At 40.1% G+C, this 15534-nt stretch carries 15 protein-coding genes; 11 read left to right on the top strand and 4 right to left on the bottom strand.

What is annotated here, in order from left to right:
* The first annotated feature begins 113 nt into the window (after positions 1–113).
* The 6 genes from BM291_RS00260 to BM291_RS00235 all read left to right on the top strand — a co-directional run bounded on the left by BM291_RS00260 (position 114) and on the right by BM291_RS00235 (position 6524).
* On the top strand, positions 114–1457 hold the full coding sequence (locus BM291_RS00260) for a pseudouridine synthase (RefSeq protein WP_092894171.1): 1344 nt from the start codon (positions 114–116) through the stop codon (positions 1455–1457).
* Positions 1458–1714: 257 nt separating this feature from the next.
* Entirely contained in the window at positions 1715–2530 is an 816-nt protein-coding gene (pyrF, locus tag BM291_RS00255) for an orotidine-5'-phosphate decarboxylase (protein ID WP_092894170.1), read from the top strand.
* Between the two features lie 100 nt (positions 2531–2630).
* Entirely contained in the window at positions 2631–3926 is a 1296-nt protein-coding gene (locus BM291_RS00250) for a DUF2851 family protein (RefSeq protein WP_092894169.1), read from the top strand.
* 55 nt (positions 3927–3981) lie between these two features.
* Positions 3982–4617 (top strand): acetyltransferase, encoded by a 636-nt coding sequence (locus tag BM291_RS00245; RefSeq protein ID WP_092894168.1) that lies wholly within the window; start codon positions 3982–3984, stop codon positions 4615–4617.
* A 72-nt stretch (positions 4618–4689) separates the two neighbouring features.
* Positions 4690–5658: an oxygen-dependent tRNA uridine(34) hydroxylase TrhO gene (gene trhO / locus BM291_RS00240; RefSeq protein WP_092894167.1), complete on the top strand. Its 969-nt coding sequence runs from the start codon at positions 4690–4692 to the stop codon at positions 5656–5658.
* An 8-nt stretch (positions 5659–5666) separates the two neighbouring features.
* Positions 5667–6524 carry a nucleoside phosphorylase gene (locus tag BM291_RS00235; RefSeq protein WP_092894166.1) on the top strand — a complete coding sequence of 286 codons (858 nt, stop codon included), beginning with the start codon at positions 5667–5669 and terminating at the stop codon, positions 6522–6524.
* 13 nt (positions 6525–6537) lie between these two features.
* On the opposite strand, the gene BM291_RS00230 is transcribed toward BM291_RS00235, so the two are convergent.
* The 3 genes from BM291_RS00230 to BM291_RS00220 all read right to left on the bottom strand — a co-directional run bounded on the left by BM291_RS00230 (position 6538) and on the right by BM291_RS00220 (position 9373).
* Positions 6538–6813: a hypothetical protein gene (locus BM291_RS00230; protein WP_092894165.1), complete on the bottom strand. Its 276-nt coding sequence runs from the start codon at positions 6811–6813 to the stop codon at positions 6538–6540.
* 114 nt (positions 6814–6927) lie between these two features.
* Complete coding sequence (locus tag BM291_RS00225) at positions 6928–7563, bottom strand: response regulator transcription factor (RefSeq protein ID WP_092894164.1); 636 nt, start codon at positions 7561–7563, stop codon at positions 6928–6930.
* Positions 7556–9373, bottom strand: a complete 1818-nt coding sequence (locus tag BM291_RS00220) for a tetratricopeptide repeat-containing sensor histidine kinase (RefSeq protein ID WP_175499624.1) — start codon at positions 9371–9373, stop codon at positions 7556–7558. Before BM291_RS00220 ends, BM291_RS00225 begins: the two co-directional genes overlap by 8 nt.
* A 448-nt stretch (positions 9374–9821) precedes the next feature.
* Between BM291_RS00220 and BM291_RS00215 the strand changes: the two genes are divergently transcribed.
* The 5 genes from BM291_RS00215 (at position 9822) to BM291_RS00195 (ending at position 14293) form a co-directional block, all read left to right on the top strand.
* Positions 9822–12260, top strand: coding sequence for a TonB-dependent receptor (locus BM291_RS00215; RefSeq protein ID WP_092894162.1), 2439 nt, complete (start codon positions 9822–9824; stop codon positions 12258–12260).
* A 28-nt stretch (positions 12261–12288) separates the two neighbouring features.
* Positions 12289–13008 (top strand): DNA alkylation repair protein, encoded by a 720-nt coding sequence (locus BM291_RS00210; protein ID WP_092894161.1) that lies wholly within the window; start codon positions 12289–12291, stop codon positions 13006–13008.
* Positions 13009–13083: 75 nt separating this feature from the next.
* A complete protein-coding gene (locus tag BM291_RS00205; protein WP_092894160.1) occupies positions 13084–13329 on the top strand; it encodes an AbrB/MazE/SpoVT family DNA-binding domain-containing protein in 246 nt (81 codons plus the stop codon).
* On the top strand, positions 13320–13643 hold the full coding sequence (locus BM291_RS00200) for a type II toxin-antitoxin system PemK/MazF family toxin (protein ID WP_092894159.1): 324 nt from the start codon (positions 13320–13322) through the stop codon (positions 13641–13643). The genes BM291_RS00205 and BM291_RS00200 overlap by 10 nt, the downstream gene beginning before the upstream one ends.
* 47 nt (positions 13644–13690) lie before the next feature.
* A complete protein-coding gene (locus tag BM291_RS00195; RefSeq protein ID WP_092894158.1) occupies positions 13691–14293 on the top strand; it encodes a nitroreductase family protein in 603 nt (200 codons plus the stop codon).
* A 57-nt stretch (positions 14294–14350) separates the two neighbouring features.
* Here BM291_RS00195 and BM291_RS00190 read toward each other — a convergent pair whose 3' ends face one another.
* Positions 14351–15400 carry an NAD(P)-dependent alcohol dehydrogenase gene (locus BM291_RS00190; RefSeq protein ID WP_092894157.1) on the bottom strand — a complete coding sequence of 350 codons (1050 nt, stop codon included), beginning with the start codon at positions 15398–15400 and terminating at the stop codon, positions 14351–14353.
* Between the last annotated feature and the right edge of the window lie 134 nt (positions 15401–15534).

Here is a 15534-nt window from a genome sequence, read left to right as displayed (position 1 = left end):
GAAGTTGATGATTAGAAATATCTAGATAGGACGTATCTTTGCAGCCCGATTAAGGGATTGGTTTTCAATCGCTTAATAATTTACAATCAATCCAGCAGGGATGCTGCAATTCTATGAAAGATAATAATTCAAAAAAGCCGTTTTTCGGCGAAGGTAAAAAAGATTCCAACTCTTCCAATTCAGGACAAAGAGGTGGTTACAAAGGAAAATCAGAAGGATTTAATAAATCCAAAGATTCAGGATTTTCGAAGTCAGGCGCAGGGAAAAAGCCTTTTAGCAAAAGTGAAGATGATTTCTCCGACTTCAACAAAAAACCGAGACAGAAAAAAGACGGCTTCAAAACGTTAGGAGAAAAGAAATTTGGTTCTAAATCCAAGTTTGCCTCCAAGCCCAATTTCGGTCCTAAAAAAGAGCAAGGATCTACTTTTGAGGATTCTCAAAAACCTAGCACTTCGAAAAAGCAATTTTTTGCCAAAAAAGATGATTCAGATGCTCCAAAGCCTTATAACAGAGATGCTAAATCTGGCAAGCCAGCATCATCTGAAAAGCCAGGCGGATTGATATACAAAGGTCGTGGCAGAGATCAAAAACCAGTTTTTGCCGAAGGCAAGCCTACCTACAAGTCAGATAAGCCTGATCGTAAAGGATTCGGAAAGAGCCGCTTTGTAGATCAGGATACCAATGTAGAAAGACCTGATTATAATTTTGATTCGCTTCCTCAGAAGAAAGCAAAACTTACAAACGACGAGACACTTCTGCGTCTGAATAAATACATTGCCAACTCAGGTATATGCAGCCGAAGAGAAGCTGATTCATTGATTTCTCAAGGTTTGGTGACAGTAAATGGACTTGTATGCACTGAGATGGGCAAGCAAGTGAAGCGTACGGATAGAGTAGTCTATCAAGGACGTAAAATAAATCCAGAGAAGCCTGTGTATGTGCTTTTGAACAAACCAAAGGACTTCATCACCACTACTGATGATCCTATGGATCGCAAAACTGTGATGAATCTGGTAGGAAATGCCTGTGAAGAGCGAATATTCCCTGTCGGTAGATTGGATAGAAATACCACTGGACTTCTGTTATTCACGAATGATGGAGAATTAGCAGCGAAGCTTTCTCATCCCTCGAATGAGATTAAAAAGATATATCAGGTGACGTTGGATAAACCACTAACCAAGAAGGACGAGGAAGCTATCATCGAAGGTTTGACCTTGGAAGATGGAAAAGCTGACGTGGATGATTTGCAGGTATTGTCTCTCGATCGATCTATTCTTGGTCTGGAAATTCATATTGGAAGAAACCGTATCGTAAGAAGAATATTTGCACACTTGGGATACGATGTTACTGCCTTGGATCGTGTGGTCTATGCCAAATTAGATAAAAAAGATTTGAAACGCGGACACTACCGATTCCTTTCTGAGCAAGAAGTGATTCGATTGAAGTTCTTTATATAAGAATTAAAAGCTCCCAACTTGGGAGCTTTTTTTATGTCTAAGAAGTTGGTCAACTCATATAAATAGTAAGATTCAACCAAAATTGAATTTAAAATTTATTTTGACTTAAAAATTATAATTCGCTGTAAATCAATAAAATAATAAATACTCATCCTTGCAAATTTAAAATGCTACTTTAAAAGTGCACGGAAGAAGACTTAGGTATGAATACCTTATAAAAACTCATTTTTCCTACCTTTGTCAAAATCCTACAATCCATGACCCGAGCAGAACTTTTCTCCCAAATCCAGCAAAAATCATCTTTTCTATGTGTTGGCCTCGATGCTGATCTCGCTAAAATCCCGACTCATCTGAAAAGTGAAGCAGATCCGATCTACAGCTTTTGCAAGGAGATTATCGAGGAAACAGCGGATTATGCAGTAGCCTACAAACCAAATATCGCTTTCTTCGAGGCTTTGGGTCCAAAAGGTTGGGAGACACTTCAAAAAGTTCTGGAATTTATCCCAAAAGATATATTCACCATCGCTGACGCAAAACGCGGAGATATAGGAAACACATCCAAACTTTACGCAAAGGCATTTTTTGAGCAAATGAACTTTGATTCTGTGACCGTCGCTCCGTACATGGGAGCAGATAGTGTGACACCTTTTTTAGAATTTGAGAACAAATGGGTGATACTCCTTGCCTTAACTTCAAATGCCGGCTCGATGGATTTTCAATTGATCAAGGATGAAAATGGTAAACCCCTCTATCAGTCTGTTTTGGAGAAAAGCCAGGAATGGGGTTCGCCTGAAAATCTAATGTATGTGGTAGGTGCAACGCGTGGCGAATTGATCGGTGAAGTGAGAAAGCTAGTTCCTGATAATTTCTTCCTCGTACCGGGAGTTGGAGCACAAGGTGGAAGCTTAGCCGAAGTAGCCAAATATGGTATGAATTCCAGCTGTGGGCTTTTGGTCAATTCCAGCCGTGGGATTATTTACGCTTCTTCTGAAAGGGATTTTGCTAAGGTAGCCCGCAGCGAAGCGAAGAAATTGCAGGTGGAGATGACAAGTTTGCTTGAGCAGTACCTTTAATCTGAATTTTTATCAGGTAATATTTTGAAAGTCAGGGTTTCCTGACTTTTTTATTTTTCAGCTTTTTGCTAAATTCATTTGATTTTTAGCCTGAACTTTTATGAATTTCAAAGAGGATTTTTTACAGCTAGTATGGAAGTATCAATACTTCGACAAGAAAGAACTTCGAACAACAGATCATGAGGTTCTGAAAATAATTCAAGTTGGATTTCATAATCTAAGTGAAGGGCCAGATTTTCGCGACTCTGTCGTAGTGATCGATAATGTTATCCTCCACGGTCATGTAGAAGTACATCGATTAGCTAGCGAATGGAAGCAGCACGCACACGGCGGTAATCCTGCCTATAATTCTGTGGTGCTACATGTGGTTTGGGAAAATGATCAGGAAGTCCTGAGAAATGACGGGACTTCTATGCCAACCTTGGAACTGAAAGGATTGATTTTTCTGGACATCTGGCGGAATTATGAGCAAATGCTTGATTACAAATCTGAATTACCTTGCGCACATGGACTGAAGGATGTGCCTGAGATTGTTCGCTTTTCTGCTATGGAGAAATCTCTCGTCGAGAGACTGCATGAAAAATCTTCCTTGATTCTAAATTTGCTCAAAGAAACCACAGACAACTGGGAAGAAACGGCTTATCGTTGGCTTTTTGTTTGTTTCGGCTTTAAAACCAATAGCCAGGCCATGGGCGAATTGGCTACTTTGGTGCCCTACAAAACCCTCCAAAAACACAGAGATCAATTGCCTGTTTTGGAAGCAATCCTCATGGGTCAAGCAGGCTTATTACCGTCAGAATCTGAGGAACCGTATGTGCAGCATTTGATTCGGGAGCATGATTTTTATCGCAAGAAATACGATTGGGATGCCACCATGAAGCGGCAACATTGGACGTTTATGAGTGTGCGCCCTAGTAATTTTCCTACGTTAAGAATTGCTCAATTAGCGGCTATTTTATCCAATGCACCGAGTTTACTCCAGTCAGTGTTGCAGGATTCCAGAGATTTTGCAGGAATGAAGAAATTACTGAGAGTGAAGCCTAGTGATTATTGGCAGTATCATTTCAATTTTGGGAAACCATCAGAGCGACAGACGAGCTCGGGGATTTCCACTACTGCGCTAGAGCTACTTGTTATCAATTATGTCATTCCGCTTTGGTTTGCCTACGGGCGATATTTTGAGGAGCCAGACTGGCAAGAACGGTGTTTCGATCTTTTACAGGAAGTTTCAGCGGAGAATAATTATATCATCCGACGATTTAAATCTCACGGATGGACTGCAGAGAATGCCTTCGACTCACAAGGAATGATCGGCTTATTTAAGAATTATTGCCAACCGAAAAAATGTCTCCAATGCAAAATTGCCCAAACGCTGATCAAAACTGAATCCAAGTGATTCTTGGGTAAGCCAGTGAATTCCTGTATTTTTGCAGCCTGAATTGCAGAAAACTATGGAAAAACCAGTTATTATTTTTGGGGCAAAAGGCATCGCCCATCCCGCGCTAGAGATATTCAATAGCAACAATGTCGTTGTATTTGGGTTTTTGGATGAGGATGAAAAAATTCATGGAACTGAGATTAACACAGTTTCCGTACTAGGAAATCCTGAGGACGACGGTTTCTTGAAGCTAATCGGTCAAAAGACAGAGGCTTTTGTAGCAGAAGAGAATCCGAAGTATCGTAAATTCTTGGTAGAACTATTGAACGATCGTCGCAAGGTACAGCCTGTGAATGCTATTCATAGACGATCATTTATTTCTACTGACGCTACTATCGGTCATGGTAATTTCATCAATGCCAATGTGAATATAGGTGCTGGAGCAGAGATCGGAAGTCATTGTATTATCAATTCCGCAGCGATCATAGAGCACAAGGCTAAGTTGGGAGATTTCGTCCAAATCGGAGCTGGCTCAGTGATCAATTCCGAAGTGACGATTGAAGAAGGTGCTTTCATTGGTTCTGGAGCGACTATTATATCTGGCCTAACTATCGGCAAAAATGCTCGAGTAGGTGCCGGATCAGTGGTGATCTCTTCAGTTGGGTCAAATGAAACAGTCTTTGGAAACCCTGCCGCAAAAGTTAAATAGTACGTACTAATTTGAAATTTGAAATTTCAAATCTAAAATTCTTAAACACCCTGCCGCAACAGGGCTCAAGTTATGGAAAACACCAATTACCAAATCCTCCTTTATTACTGCTACGCCAAGATTGATAATCCTGAAGAATATCGCGAGCAGCATCACCTGTTTTGTGTTGAGAATAACATCCGTGGAAGAGTCATCATTTCTGATGAGGGACTGAACGGAACTGTTTCTGGTTTAGTGGGAGACTGCGAGAAATACATGGCCTATATCCATGCTGATTCGAGGTTTGCTAAAACTGAATTTAAAATAGATTCGCATGACAAGCACGCATTTACCAAAACTCACGTGCGATACAAGCCTGAGATTGTCCACAGTGCACTGAGACATCTCGATCCTAACGTAAAAACAGGTAAGCATCTCGATCCTGAGCAATTCAAAGCCTTGAAGGATCAAGAAGATGTTGTCATCCTAGATGTTCGTTCTAATTACGAACATGAGTTGGGGCGTTTCAAAAATGCGTTAACGCTTGATATTGACAACTTCCGCGATTTCCCTGAAAAAGTAAAAGAACTGGAGCATCTGAAAAACAAGAAGGTTTTAACCTATTGCACTGGCGGAATCAAATGTGAAAAAGCATCTGCATTCCTTTTGGAGCAGGGTTTTGAAGATGTATACCAACTACACGGAGGTATCATCAAATACGGAATGGAAGCTGGAGGAGAAGATTTCGAAGGCAAGTGTTACGTATTTGACAATAGAATCGCGGTGGATGTGAATACTGTTAATCCGAAGATTGTATCTACTTGCCACGTGTGCGGTACACCTTCAGATCGTATGGTGAACTGTGCTAATCAAACCTGTAACGCGCATGTTGCCATGTGCGAAGAATGTGGTTGGGAAATGGAAGGAACTTGTTCCTCCGAGTGCAAGGAGAATCCTGAAAAGAGAAAATACGATGGTACAGGTTACTATCAGAAAAATACTAACGGTTATAATCCGTATAAAGGCCTTGTCCGTAAAGGCAAAGAAAAATCAATTGTTTAACTTGTAGTGTGAGTAGACAAATTCCAGAATCCGAACTGATACTGAATGCTGATGGAAGCATTTATCATTTGCATTTGAAGCCAGAGAACCTGGCTTCTCTTGTTTTTACCGTGGGAGATCCAGACCGGGTTGCTTTGGTATCTAAATACTTTGACCAAATTGATTTCAAGGGGAATAAGCGTGAATTTGTCACTCATACAGGAAGATTGAGAGGCAAGCGAGTTACCGTGATGAGTACGGGTATGGGGACGGATAATGTAGAGATTCTGATGACTGAATTGGACTCCTTAGTAAATGTGGATCTCAAAACGCATACAGTAAAGCCCTCAGAAACTAGTTTGGAAATTATCCGATTAGGAACTTCTGGGAGCATGCAGGCAGACTTACCTGTTGGTAGTTTGTTGGCTTCAGAGATTGCAGTGGGTGTAGATACGTTGATGCAGTTTTATCCAAAATTGGAAGGAAGTCAGGACTGGTCGAGGTTGGTTCAGAGAACACTTGACCTTACTTTTTTGCCATACCAAGCCTCAGCTTCACCTGAATTATTGCAAAAATTGCCTAATGAATTTTTCCGAGGAGTCACGCTTACGGCTCCAGGTTTCTATGCTCCACAAGGAAGAGAAATCAGGCTGAAACCAAAAATGGATAATATGATCGAGCGATTGGCTTCGTTGGAAGTTTCGGGTTTGAAGATGACAAACTTTGAGATGGAAACCGCCGGCTATTATGCTATGGGGCAACTACTTAATCATCGTGTTCTTAGTCTTAATGCAATTGTGGCGAATAGGCCTACTGGAGAGTTTGATAAAAAAGCTGAAAAAACCGTTGATCATATGATCCGCGCAGCTCTTGAAGTTTACTGCTGAAAAAATATCACCCTTATGCTTGGAATTGTTTGTGGTAAGTAGGCGCCTCTATCTTAAAGTTTTCCCACTCATTGTAATCAATATCCTGAATTATTTTATTCATGAACTCAGCACATTCTTGTTTGCAGAGGTAGATGCCAAAAAGCGATTCACTTCTGTTCACCAGAAAAGTTCTGCTACTATCAAACATTCTAACCAAATCCTGCCAAGATCCTAAGACAAGTAACTCGTCATGATTTTTTATAGTTTGGATTACTTTAAAATCCCCCTGTAGGCTAGATATTTTCATTTTGGAAAAAAAGTTGGTTTGTGCTGAAATCTTAAACCAAACCTAGCCAAAATTAAGAGACGACTCAATACGTATAAACACGTATATTTTGATTTCACTTAGGACAAAATACGCTCAATCTATAATATCACGGTTCTTTTGAGCCCAGATTAACAGAGAGTTATGCTTTTTTTCTAGTTGAAGCTTTACAATCATATTGCTCCTGTGCTTGTCTACAGTCCGCTCGGATATAAAAAGTTTGTTGGCAATTTCCTTGGTAGAAAGTCCGTCCGCTAATAATCTAAGGATTTTTACTTCTGAAGGTGTTAAGGGATTTTCACCTGATTGATACTTATTTTCTTTGAGACCTTCGAAAATTTTCTCGCTGAAAAATTGTCCTCCAGCTAAAACTTTAGATACAGCTTTTGATAAGTCATCGAGCGCAAATTCCTTCAAAATATAACCTGACAGGTTCAATTCCTTGGCCTGATGGTAGAGGTAAATTTCTTTATGAAGTGTAAGTAGGATCACTTTAGTGGAGAGGCCAAGTTTCTTGCAGTCGGCAGCAATCTCAAGCCCAGTTTTTTTAGGCATTTCCATGTCTAAAATAGCAAGCTGAGGATTGAATTTGATAATAAGATCTAGTGCGCTCTGCCCCTCATTGGCCATACCTATGATGTCCAATCCCATGTCGCTTAAGAAATCGTACAATCCTTTCAAAAGAATGGGATGATCATCCGCAATGATTACTGTTGGCTTTTGACTAGACATAAACGACAAAACTTAAGCTGGTTCCTGAGCCTTTTTCACTAGTAACTTTCATACTTCCTTGCATGGAGGCAATCCGTTCCTTTAGCGTTTTCAACCCGAGGCTTTGAAAGTCATTCAATTTTTCCGAAAAATCAAACCCTTTGCCATTGTCTTCGATCTTCAGTTCTACTCCTTTTTCAATTCTTTGGAATAAAACCCGCAATGCGCTTGCCTCGGAGTGTTTTAGGACATTATTGATTGATTCTTGAAGGATTCTATATAGTTGTAATTCCTCTTCTTTTTTCAAAACTCCTTTTAGCTCCTCGATCTCAGAGGAAACAAATATTTCCGTTTCGCGATCTATTTGATCTAGTAAGTGTTCAGCGGCTTTACTCAGGCCGAGTTTTTCTAGTTGCATGGGGTGAAGCGATCTGGCAATTGATCGTAATTCGCTTATGGCCGTATCCAATAATTCACCGGTAGTATTGTCCTTAGACAGGGCAACTTTGTTTTTGATCAAAAGTAGGCTTTGCCCTAAGCCATCGTGGAGATCTTTGGATATTCTTACTCGCTCTGCTTCCTGGTTTTTAAGGAGTTCTTGAGAAAATCTTGATTGCATTTGTTTCTTCTTCTTTTCGTGCTGCAAGTTTTTCCAGAGGAAAATTAAGACAGCTGAAATAATCAGCACAAATACGATGACTGCTATAATTCTAAGTTTGGCTTCGTTACTCTGATTGATTGATTCTATCTCCTGAGTTTTCGTCAGGATCTCTCTCTCTTTTCTTTCTGTCTCATAAAGTGTCTGGTAATAGGAGAAAGTAGTCGCTTGATTAGCTGCGAATATTGAATCAGTATAGCGGGTCAATTCTTCTCGGATTTCATATGCTTTGGCCGACTGACCCAGATCTTGGTACGTTTCTCCTAGTAGACGGTAGGCTTTGATTAAATGATCCATGTTTTTGGATTCTTTGGCCGCGCTTAAGGACTCTTGAACAAGCTTGTTGGCAGCTAATAAATTTCCTTGTGAATATTCTAACTGAGCTTTGGCATTGAGATAAACGGGACTGGTACTAGCTACTTCTGGCACAAATGAAATCATTTCTTGCGCCTGAGCGAAGTACTCTTTCTGCTTTGTCAAATCCCCATGCTCTCCAAAGAAGTTGCTTAGTGAAAGCTTAATCATGCTTTCGGTATAATAATCCTGTGGGTCAAATGGCGTCAGCGAATCAGCACTTGTGAGATAGCTTAGCTGATCGTCGAATCTTCCTTGTCTCCCAAAATCCTCAGATTGATTGTAAAGTTGAATCGCAGCATCGAAGGTGTTTTCACTTTTTTTATAAATCGAGATAAGAGAATTTCTGATTTTTTCTGCCTCATTATAAATGGCAAATTTGCTAAACAAAATAGCCATCCCACCATCTACATAGTTAACATATTCTTCGTCTTCAAGTGCATGGTAGATATCTTTGGCGGTTTGATAATCCTGCATACCTCCAAGTAGGTCTCCTTTATAATCTCTTGCTTGTCCACGAAAGAAGTAAGAATCTGCTATCAAAATGGAATCCTTTTTTGCGAATCTTTCTATTGCTATTCCATACTCCACTATGGCCGAGTCAAATTGCTCTAGGTTGAAATAGGATCCGGCTAATTTCAGGTGTAGAGTTCCTCTATTTTTAGAATCACTTACTTTTAGTTCATGGGTAATTGCTCTTTTAAGGACCTCTTTTTTCAGCTTGGGAGTTTGAATAGAAGGTGATGGGTGATGAAAAAATTGAATGGCCAGATCAGCCATCAAATCATAATTCCCTTCTTTTTCAGTAAGGTTAATCATCCTCGTTAAATATATTCCTGCCAATGAGTCACTAGGCTTTGTAGCTTCTAAAAGAGTGGTTAATTCTTTGAGATTATTTTTCTGAATATTGTCTCTTGTAGTTTGGGCAAAGGAACTTATGCTGCTAAGGGTAGTGATTAGCAAACAGCCCAATGAATAGATCAATCGAATCATTTTTAAAGATAAGTAAATCAACAATCTACAGGCTATTTATCTCTATTTATACAGAGTGCTCTGCTTTATGCAAGAGAAATAGACTACCGCTTGAACTGATAAATTTCATGTTATCCAGACATTTTTCCATAGAACAAGTTTTGCTAGAAAAGCGAAACCTTCATGTGAATTACAGGTTACTATTGTGAGATTTGGTTGTAAATAATTGATAATTAATTGTTTAAAATCCATTTCAGATTTTCCTTCATTCCCTAAACTGCTTCGATCTGTTGTTATGAATAAATTTTCCCCTCTATCAATTCTTTTATTTTTTCTGATGTCATCCTTTGATGCCTTTGCTCAAGAGATTCGAGTAAAAGGAAAAGTGATGGATGGTAAACGCGAAGCGGCTCTTGAGTTTGCGAATATCGCCCTATTGTCACCTAATGATTCTGCTGTTGTCACTGGGGGAATGAGTGATTTAGATGGGAGTTTTGAGTTTGTAACGAACCCTGGAGATTATATTTTGCGGGTTGGATTTATTGGTTACTTGGAGTTTTATGAAAAGATTACACTTGGCACAAACAAAAACTCGGTCAATCTCGGGACGATAACACTGGAGGAAGATGCGCAAAATCTACAAGAAGTAGTAGTGGAGGGAGTTACGTCAATGTTTGAGTCAGATATAGATAAGCGTATATACAATGTGGAAAACAGTATCGTAGCAGAAGGCCAAACTGCTTCCCAATTGCTAAGTACTTTGCCATCGATTCAAGTGGATGACGAAGGAGGAATCACGATGCGTGGGAGCGGTAATATTCTGATCTATATAAATGGCCGTCCTTCTAATCTTTCGGGCGATGATGCTGAGAGTATTTTGTCGCAATTTCCTGCCAATAGCATTAAGTCTGTAGAATTGATCACAAATCCATCTTCTCGATACGATGCCACAGGCGTGGGTGGGATTATCAATATTGTTTTAAAGAAAAATGAAAAAACGGGTTTCAATGGGCAGGTAAATGCTTCTATCGGAACACGCGAAAAATATCAAGCAGGTGTCAACTTGAATTATGGTACAGATAAAGCCAATTTCTATACTTCTTACAATTGGCAGAATAGACGGCAGCGGGAAAATGGTGAAGGAAGTAGAAATAATTACCTGGATGGTTTTTCTCCACGACTGGAGCAAGTTCAGGACGGGTATGAGATCGAAAAGACTCACTTAATCAGAGCAGGAGTAGATTACAATGTTTCAGATAGAGCATTGTTAGGAGTTTATTTTCAGGGGAATTTCGACGATGAAATAGAATACGCAGACATCACACAGCGTAACTTGAGTGAAAGCGGTATGCTGGATTCTAGTTTTGTTCGTATCAATGACGAATTAAGTAAAAGTGGGAATTATGAAGGCGGTATAAATTACACCTGGAACATCGATTCACTGGGTCAAAAGTTATACTCATCTCTTTCGTATTCTTATGACAACCGAGAGCAAACCGAATTTTATAATCAGGAGTTCTTTAATGCAGATGGCAATTCTGAACCTGCAAAACGATTGACCCAAACGAATGACAGGCCAAGAACAAGTAATCTATACGTAGCTCAGCTGGACTACGAGAAGCCTTTTACCAATGGAGCTTCGATAGAAACTGGCTTGAAAGCTACAGTTGGAAACTGGCAATGGAGCCAGCGATTTGCTCAGGGCGATGAGTTCTCAGACTTTGAACCTGTCGTCGTGGATTCTTTAACTGATACATTTGATTTTGACGAGCATGTCTACGCAGCCTATTTTACTTATAAAAACACCAAAGGAAAATTTGGTTACCAGCTCGGTCTAAGAGCAGAATACACGGAGACCTTGGGTGAAACTGTGAGGAAGAATGAAAGTATTCCTAATGATTACTTCAATGTCTTTCCAAGTGCTTTTTTGAGCTATACCCTCGCGCCAGAGAATGAGCTAACACTGAATTACACGCGAAGAATTTCCAGACCGAGCATTTGGGATTTGGCACCGATTTATAGAGTGCGGGATCAATACAATTTTAGCGTTGGTAATCCATATTTGAAGCCAGAATTCACTGATAGCTATGAAGTAGGCTACATGAAAGGCTGGGATAAGTACTTGCTGAATGCGACAGTATACCATCGTTTCAGTACGGATGTGGAAACTCGAATCACGATTCTGACTGATGATAACGTCGCTATTCAAAGTCGACAAAATGCAGATACGAGATCCAGTACCGGTTTTGAACTGATCAATCAGATTCAAGTCTTCAACAACCTTGATGCAACTTTGACTGGAAACTTATTCTATTCCAAAATCAATGCTGAGAACATAGAGCAAGATTTCAGCAATGAGAATTTCAGTTGGACCTTGAATTTGCTGGCAAATTGGTTAATCCCAAACTGGTTTAGTGTGCAGGCGCAGGGGAATTACCGAGGCCCGATCGTATTGGCTCAAGGCCAGATCGAGCCGCAGTACAGCTTGAATATGGGCTTACGCAAAGACATTTTTAATGGTAAAGCAACTATCTCTGCCAATGTCAGTGATATCTTCAATACTCGGAATTTTAGAATCACTACTACCAATCCTCGATTTGATGAGAAGCGGGTATTCCAGCGTGAAACTCGTGTTGGGACTCTTGCATTTACCTATAGATTTGGAGGATTCAAAGAGAAGGCTGGCGAAAACAGGAGCAGTAGAGAAGGAGGAGATGGTGGTGATGATTTTTAGAAAAAGATAAGGTTTCCTACTTTTGCCCATGAGCCTTTTAACAGAACAAATCAAAGCTTCACTTTCGGATAAGGCCATTCCTGAAAAAGCAGCTTTTTTCCCGCGCTTCTTCAAGTCTGGGCCAGGAGAATATGGTGAAGGAGATCAGTTTCTGGGAGTGATAGTTCCTGAGCAACGGAAAGTAGCCAAGGCAGTTTTCAAGGAGATAAGTTTTGCTGAGATCGAAGAACTTCTCCATGATGTCTATCATGAAGTTAGGCTCACTGCTATCTTTATTCTTGTTTACCGTTACCAGAAATTAAAGACTGATTCTGATAGAAAACAGTTGGTAGATTTCTACTTGTCCCAACTAGATTCAGTGAATAATTGGGACTTGGTTGACAGTTCTTGCTACAAGATTTTGGGGCATTATTACTTGCACAAAGAAAAATCAATATTCTATGAATTAGCCGATTCAGGTCATTTGTGGCGTGAACGAGTGGCGATGATAAGCTCTCTGTTTTGGATTAAGAGAGGTTATTTTGATGATGCATTGGCTCTGGCGGAGAAGCTATTGTATCACCCACACGACCTGATTCATAAAGCTGTAGGCTGGATGCTTCGAGAAATCGGAAACAAGGATTTCGAAGTGGAAATGGGGTTTTTAAGAAAGCATTATACGACCATGCCTCGGACTGCTTTGAGGTATGCGATTGAGAAATTTGATCCAGAATTGAGAAAACAGCTATTGACTGGAAAGTTGAACTGATTAATCTTATTACTAATGAGGGAATAGGCAACATAGAAAATATGTTATAACTTTGTAATTACAAATTAGGAAATTATGGAAGTATCAATTATTCAAATCGGTAATTCTAAAGGTCTCAGATTATCTAAAACGATTATTGAAAAGTATGGCTTAATCGATAAAGTTGAAATCATACTTGAAGAGGATCAGATTGTTTTGAAACCCATAAAAAATGTTCGTGAGGGATGGGGAGATTCTTTTGCTGAAATGCATGCCCAAGGTGATGATCACCTGTTGATCGATGATGTGTTGGAAGATGAAAATCTGGAGGAATGGAAATAATTCAGTATCTCATTGTATTGGTCAATCTGGATCCTACAGTAGGAAGTGAAATAAGGAAGACCAGGCCCTGTGTCGTTATTTCACCAGATGAAATGAACCGTCATCTCCAGACAATTGTGATCGCTCCGATGACAACTAACCTAAAGAAATACCCTACCCGAGTTGCTGTATATCATGAAAGCAAAAAAGGGATGATAGCTATAGATCAAGTTCGGACGATTGATAGATCAAGAATAATCAAAGTCTTTGATAAGCTAAAACCACAAGAAATAAGAAAATGTAAATCTGTGATCAAGGAAACTTTTGTCGATTAATAAACCTTAATCACATTCAATACTAGAATTAACTATTACCATATTATATGCAAAAGCCTGATTTCAACATCGAAGAAGTAAATAAAATTATCCGTGGACGTAGATCCATGTTTGCGGCTCAGTTCAAAGAAAATGATCCAGTAGATGATGCTGTCATCGAGGAGTTATTAGAAAATGCTCGTTGGGCTCCTACGCATAAATTGACTCAACCATGGAGATTTATCGTGTACACTGGAGATGGACTGAAGAAGTTCGCTGACTATCAGGCAGACATGTATAAGCTTCGTGCAGAGAAGAATGGTACGCCATTTTTGGAAGCAACTTATCAGAAGTTTAAGCAAGGCCCATTGAAAGCATCGCATATGATTGCCATCATCTTGAAAAGATCTGAAGGCATTCCATTGATGGAAGAGATTGCAGCAGTTTCTATGGCCGTGCAAAATATGTACTTAACAGCTTCTGCTCACGGACTCGCGGCATACTGGGGAACTGGTGGACCTACATTTTGGCAAGAAGCTAGAGAAGACTACGGTCTTGAAGGGGAAGATGCTCTAATGGGCTTTTTCTATATAGCCAAACCAGCGACGGATAATTGGCCGGAAGGCAAAAGAGAGTCTATGGATGAAAAAGTAGCTTGGATTAGAGAGTAATTACTCCATAAAAACAAAAACGGCAATGATTGATTTCATTGCCGTTTTTTTATGTTCTTAATTTTTCAAAGAAGCCATATCGATCACAAATCGGTAGTGAACATCACCAGCGATGGTGCGCTCGTACGCTTCATTGATTTTATCGATAGAGATCACTTCTACATCAGATACAATATTGTGCTCAGCACAGAAGTCCAGCATTTCCTGAGTTTCTTTAATACCGCCTACTAGTGATCCAACGAGGCTTTTTCGCCCAAAAATCAATGAGCCAGCGTGAATCTTCTCCATCTGTGGAGGAACGCCAAGAAGCACCATCGTCCCATCGGTTTTCAGTAATTTCAAATAGGAATTGTAATCATGCTGTGCAGATACTGTATCGATTATGATATCAAATCTCCCAGTCATTTTCTTCATATTTTCGGGATCAGTTGTCAACTCGAAATGATGAGCTCCTAGTGCATCGGCATCTTTTGCTTTCTCTGGAGATCTGCTTAGCATGGTCACTTCTGCGCCCATTGCCGCGGCAATTTTCACAGCCATGTGTCCCAAGCCGCCAAGTCCAACGACAGCTACTTTATCGCCAGCTTTCACATTCCAATGCTTCAAAGGTGAATAGGTAGTAATCCCGGCGCAAAGAAGTGGAGCTACAGCTTCAAGAGGCAATTTGTCTGAAACGCTCAAAACAAACTTCTCCGTCACGACGATATGAGTGGAATAACCTCCATAAGTAATGGTTTTCTTATCCTGCAACATAGAGTTGTAGGTCATAGAACTTCCATTTTCGCAGTATTGCTCAAGATCCTCTGCGCAATTGTTACAATGGCCACAGGAATCCACGAAGCAGCCCACGCCTACTGTATCACCAATTTTGTGTTTGGTGACTTCAGATCCTACTGAAGATACTTTACCTACGATTTCATGTCCAGGTACTACTGGGTACATGGTTCCTCCCCATTCATCTCGAGCCGTATGGATATCGGAGTGGCATACTCCGCAATACAAGATTTCGATTTCTATATCAGTTGGGCCTGGAGTACGTCTTTCTAGATCAAAAGGTGCAAGTGGTTGATCAGCTTTCTGCGCTGCGTATGATTTTACTTGTGTCATTATAATGCTTGGTTAATAGTTTTCTTATGAGCTCACAACAAGTTGCTAAGGGATTAAGTTTTGGCAGACCTGAATACTGGGGGGAAAAGCAAAAAAAAATCCTGCGGTTTGAGTCCGCAGGATTGAAGTTCAAG

Origin of the sequence: Algoriphagus aquimarinus, assembly GCF_900112005.1 — a bacterium.
GTDB lineage: Bacteria > Bacteroidota > Bacteroidia > Cytophagales > Cyclobacteriaceae > Algoriphagus > Algoriphagus aquimarinus.
Note: the sequence above shows the minus strand (reverse complement) of the source record. Positions and strands in the feature narration are given on the sequence as shown.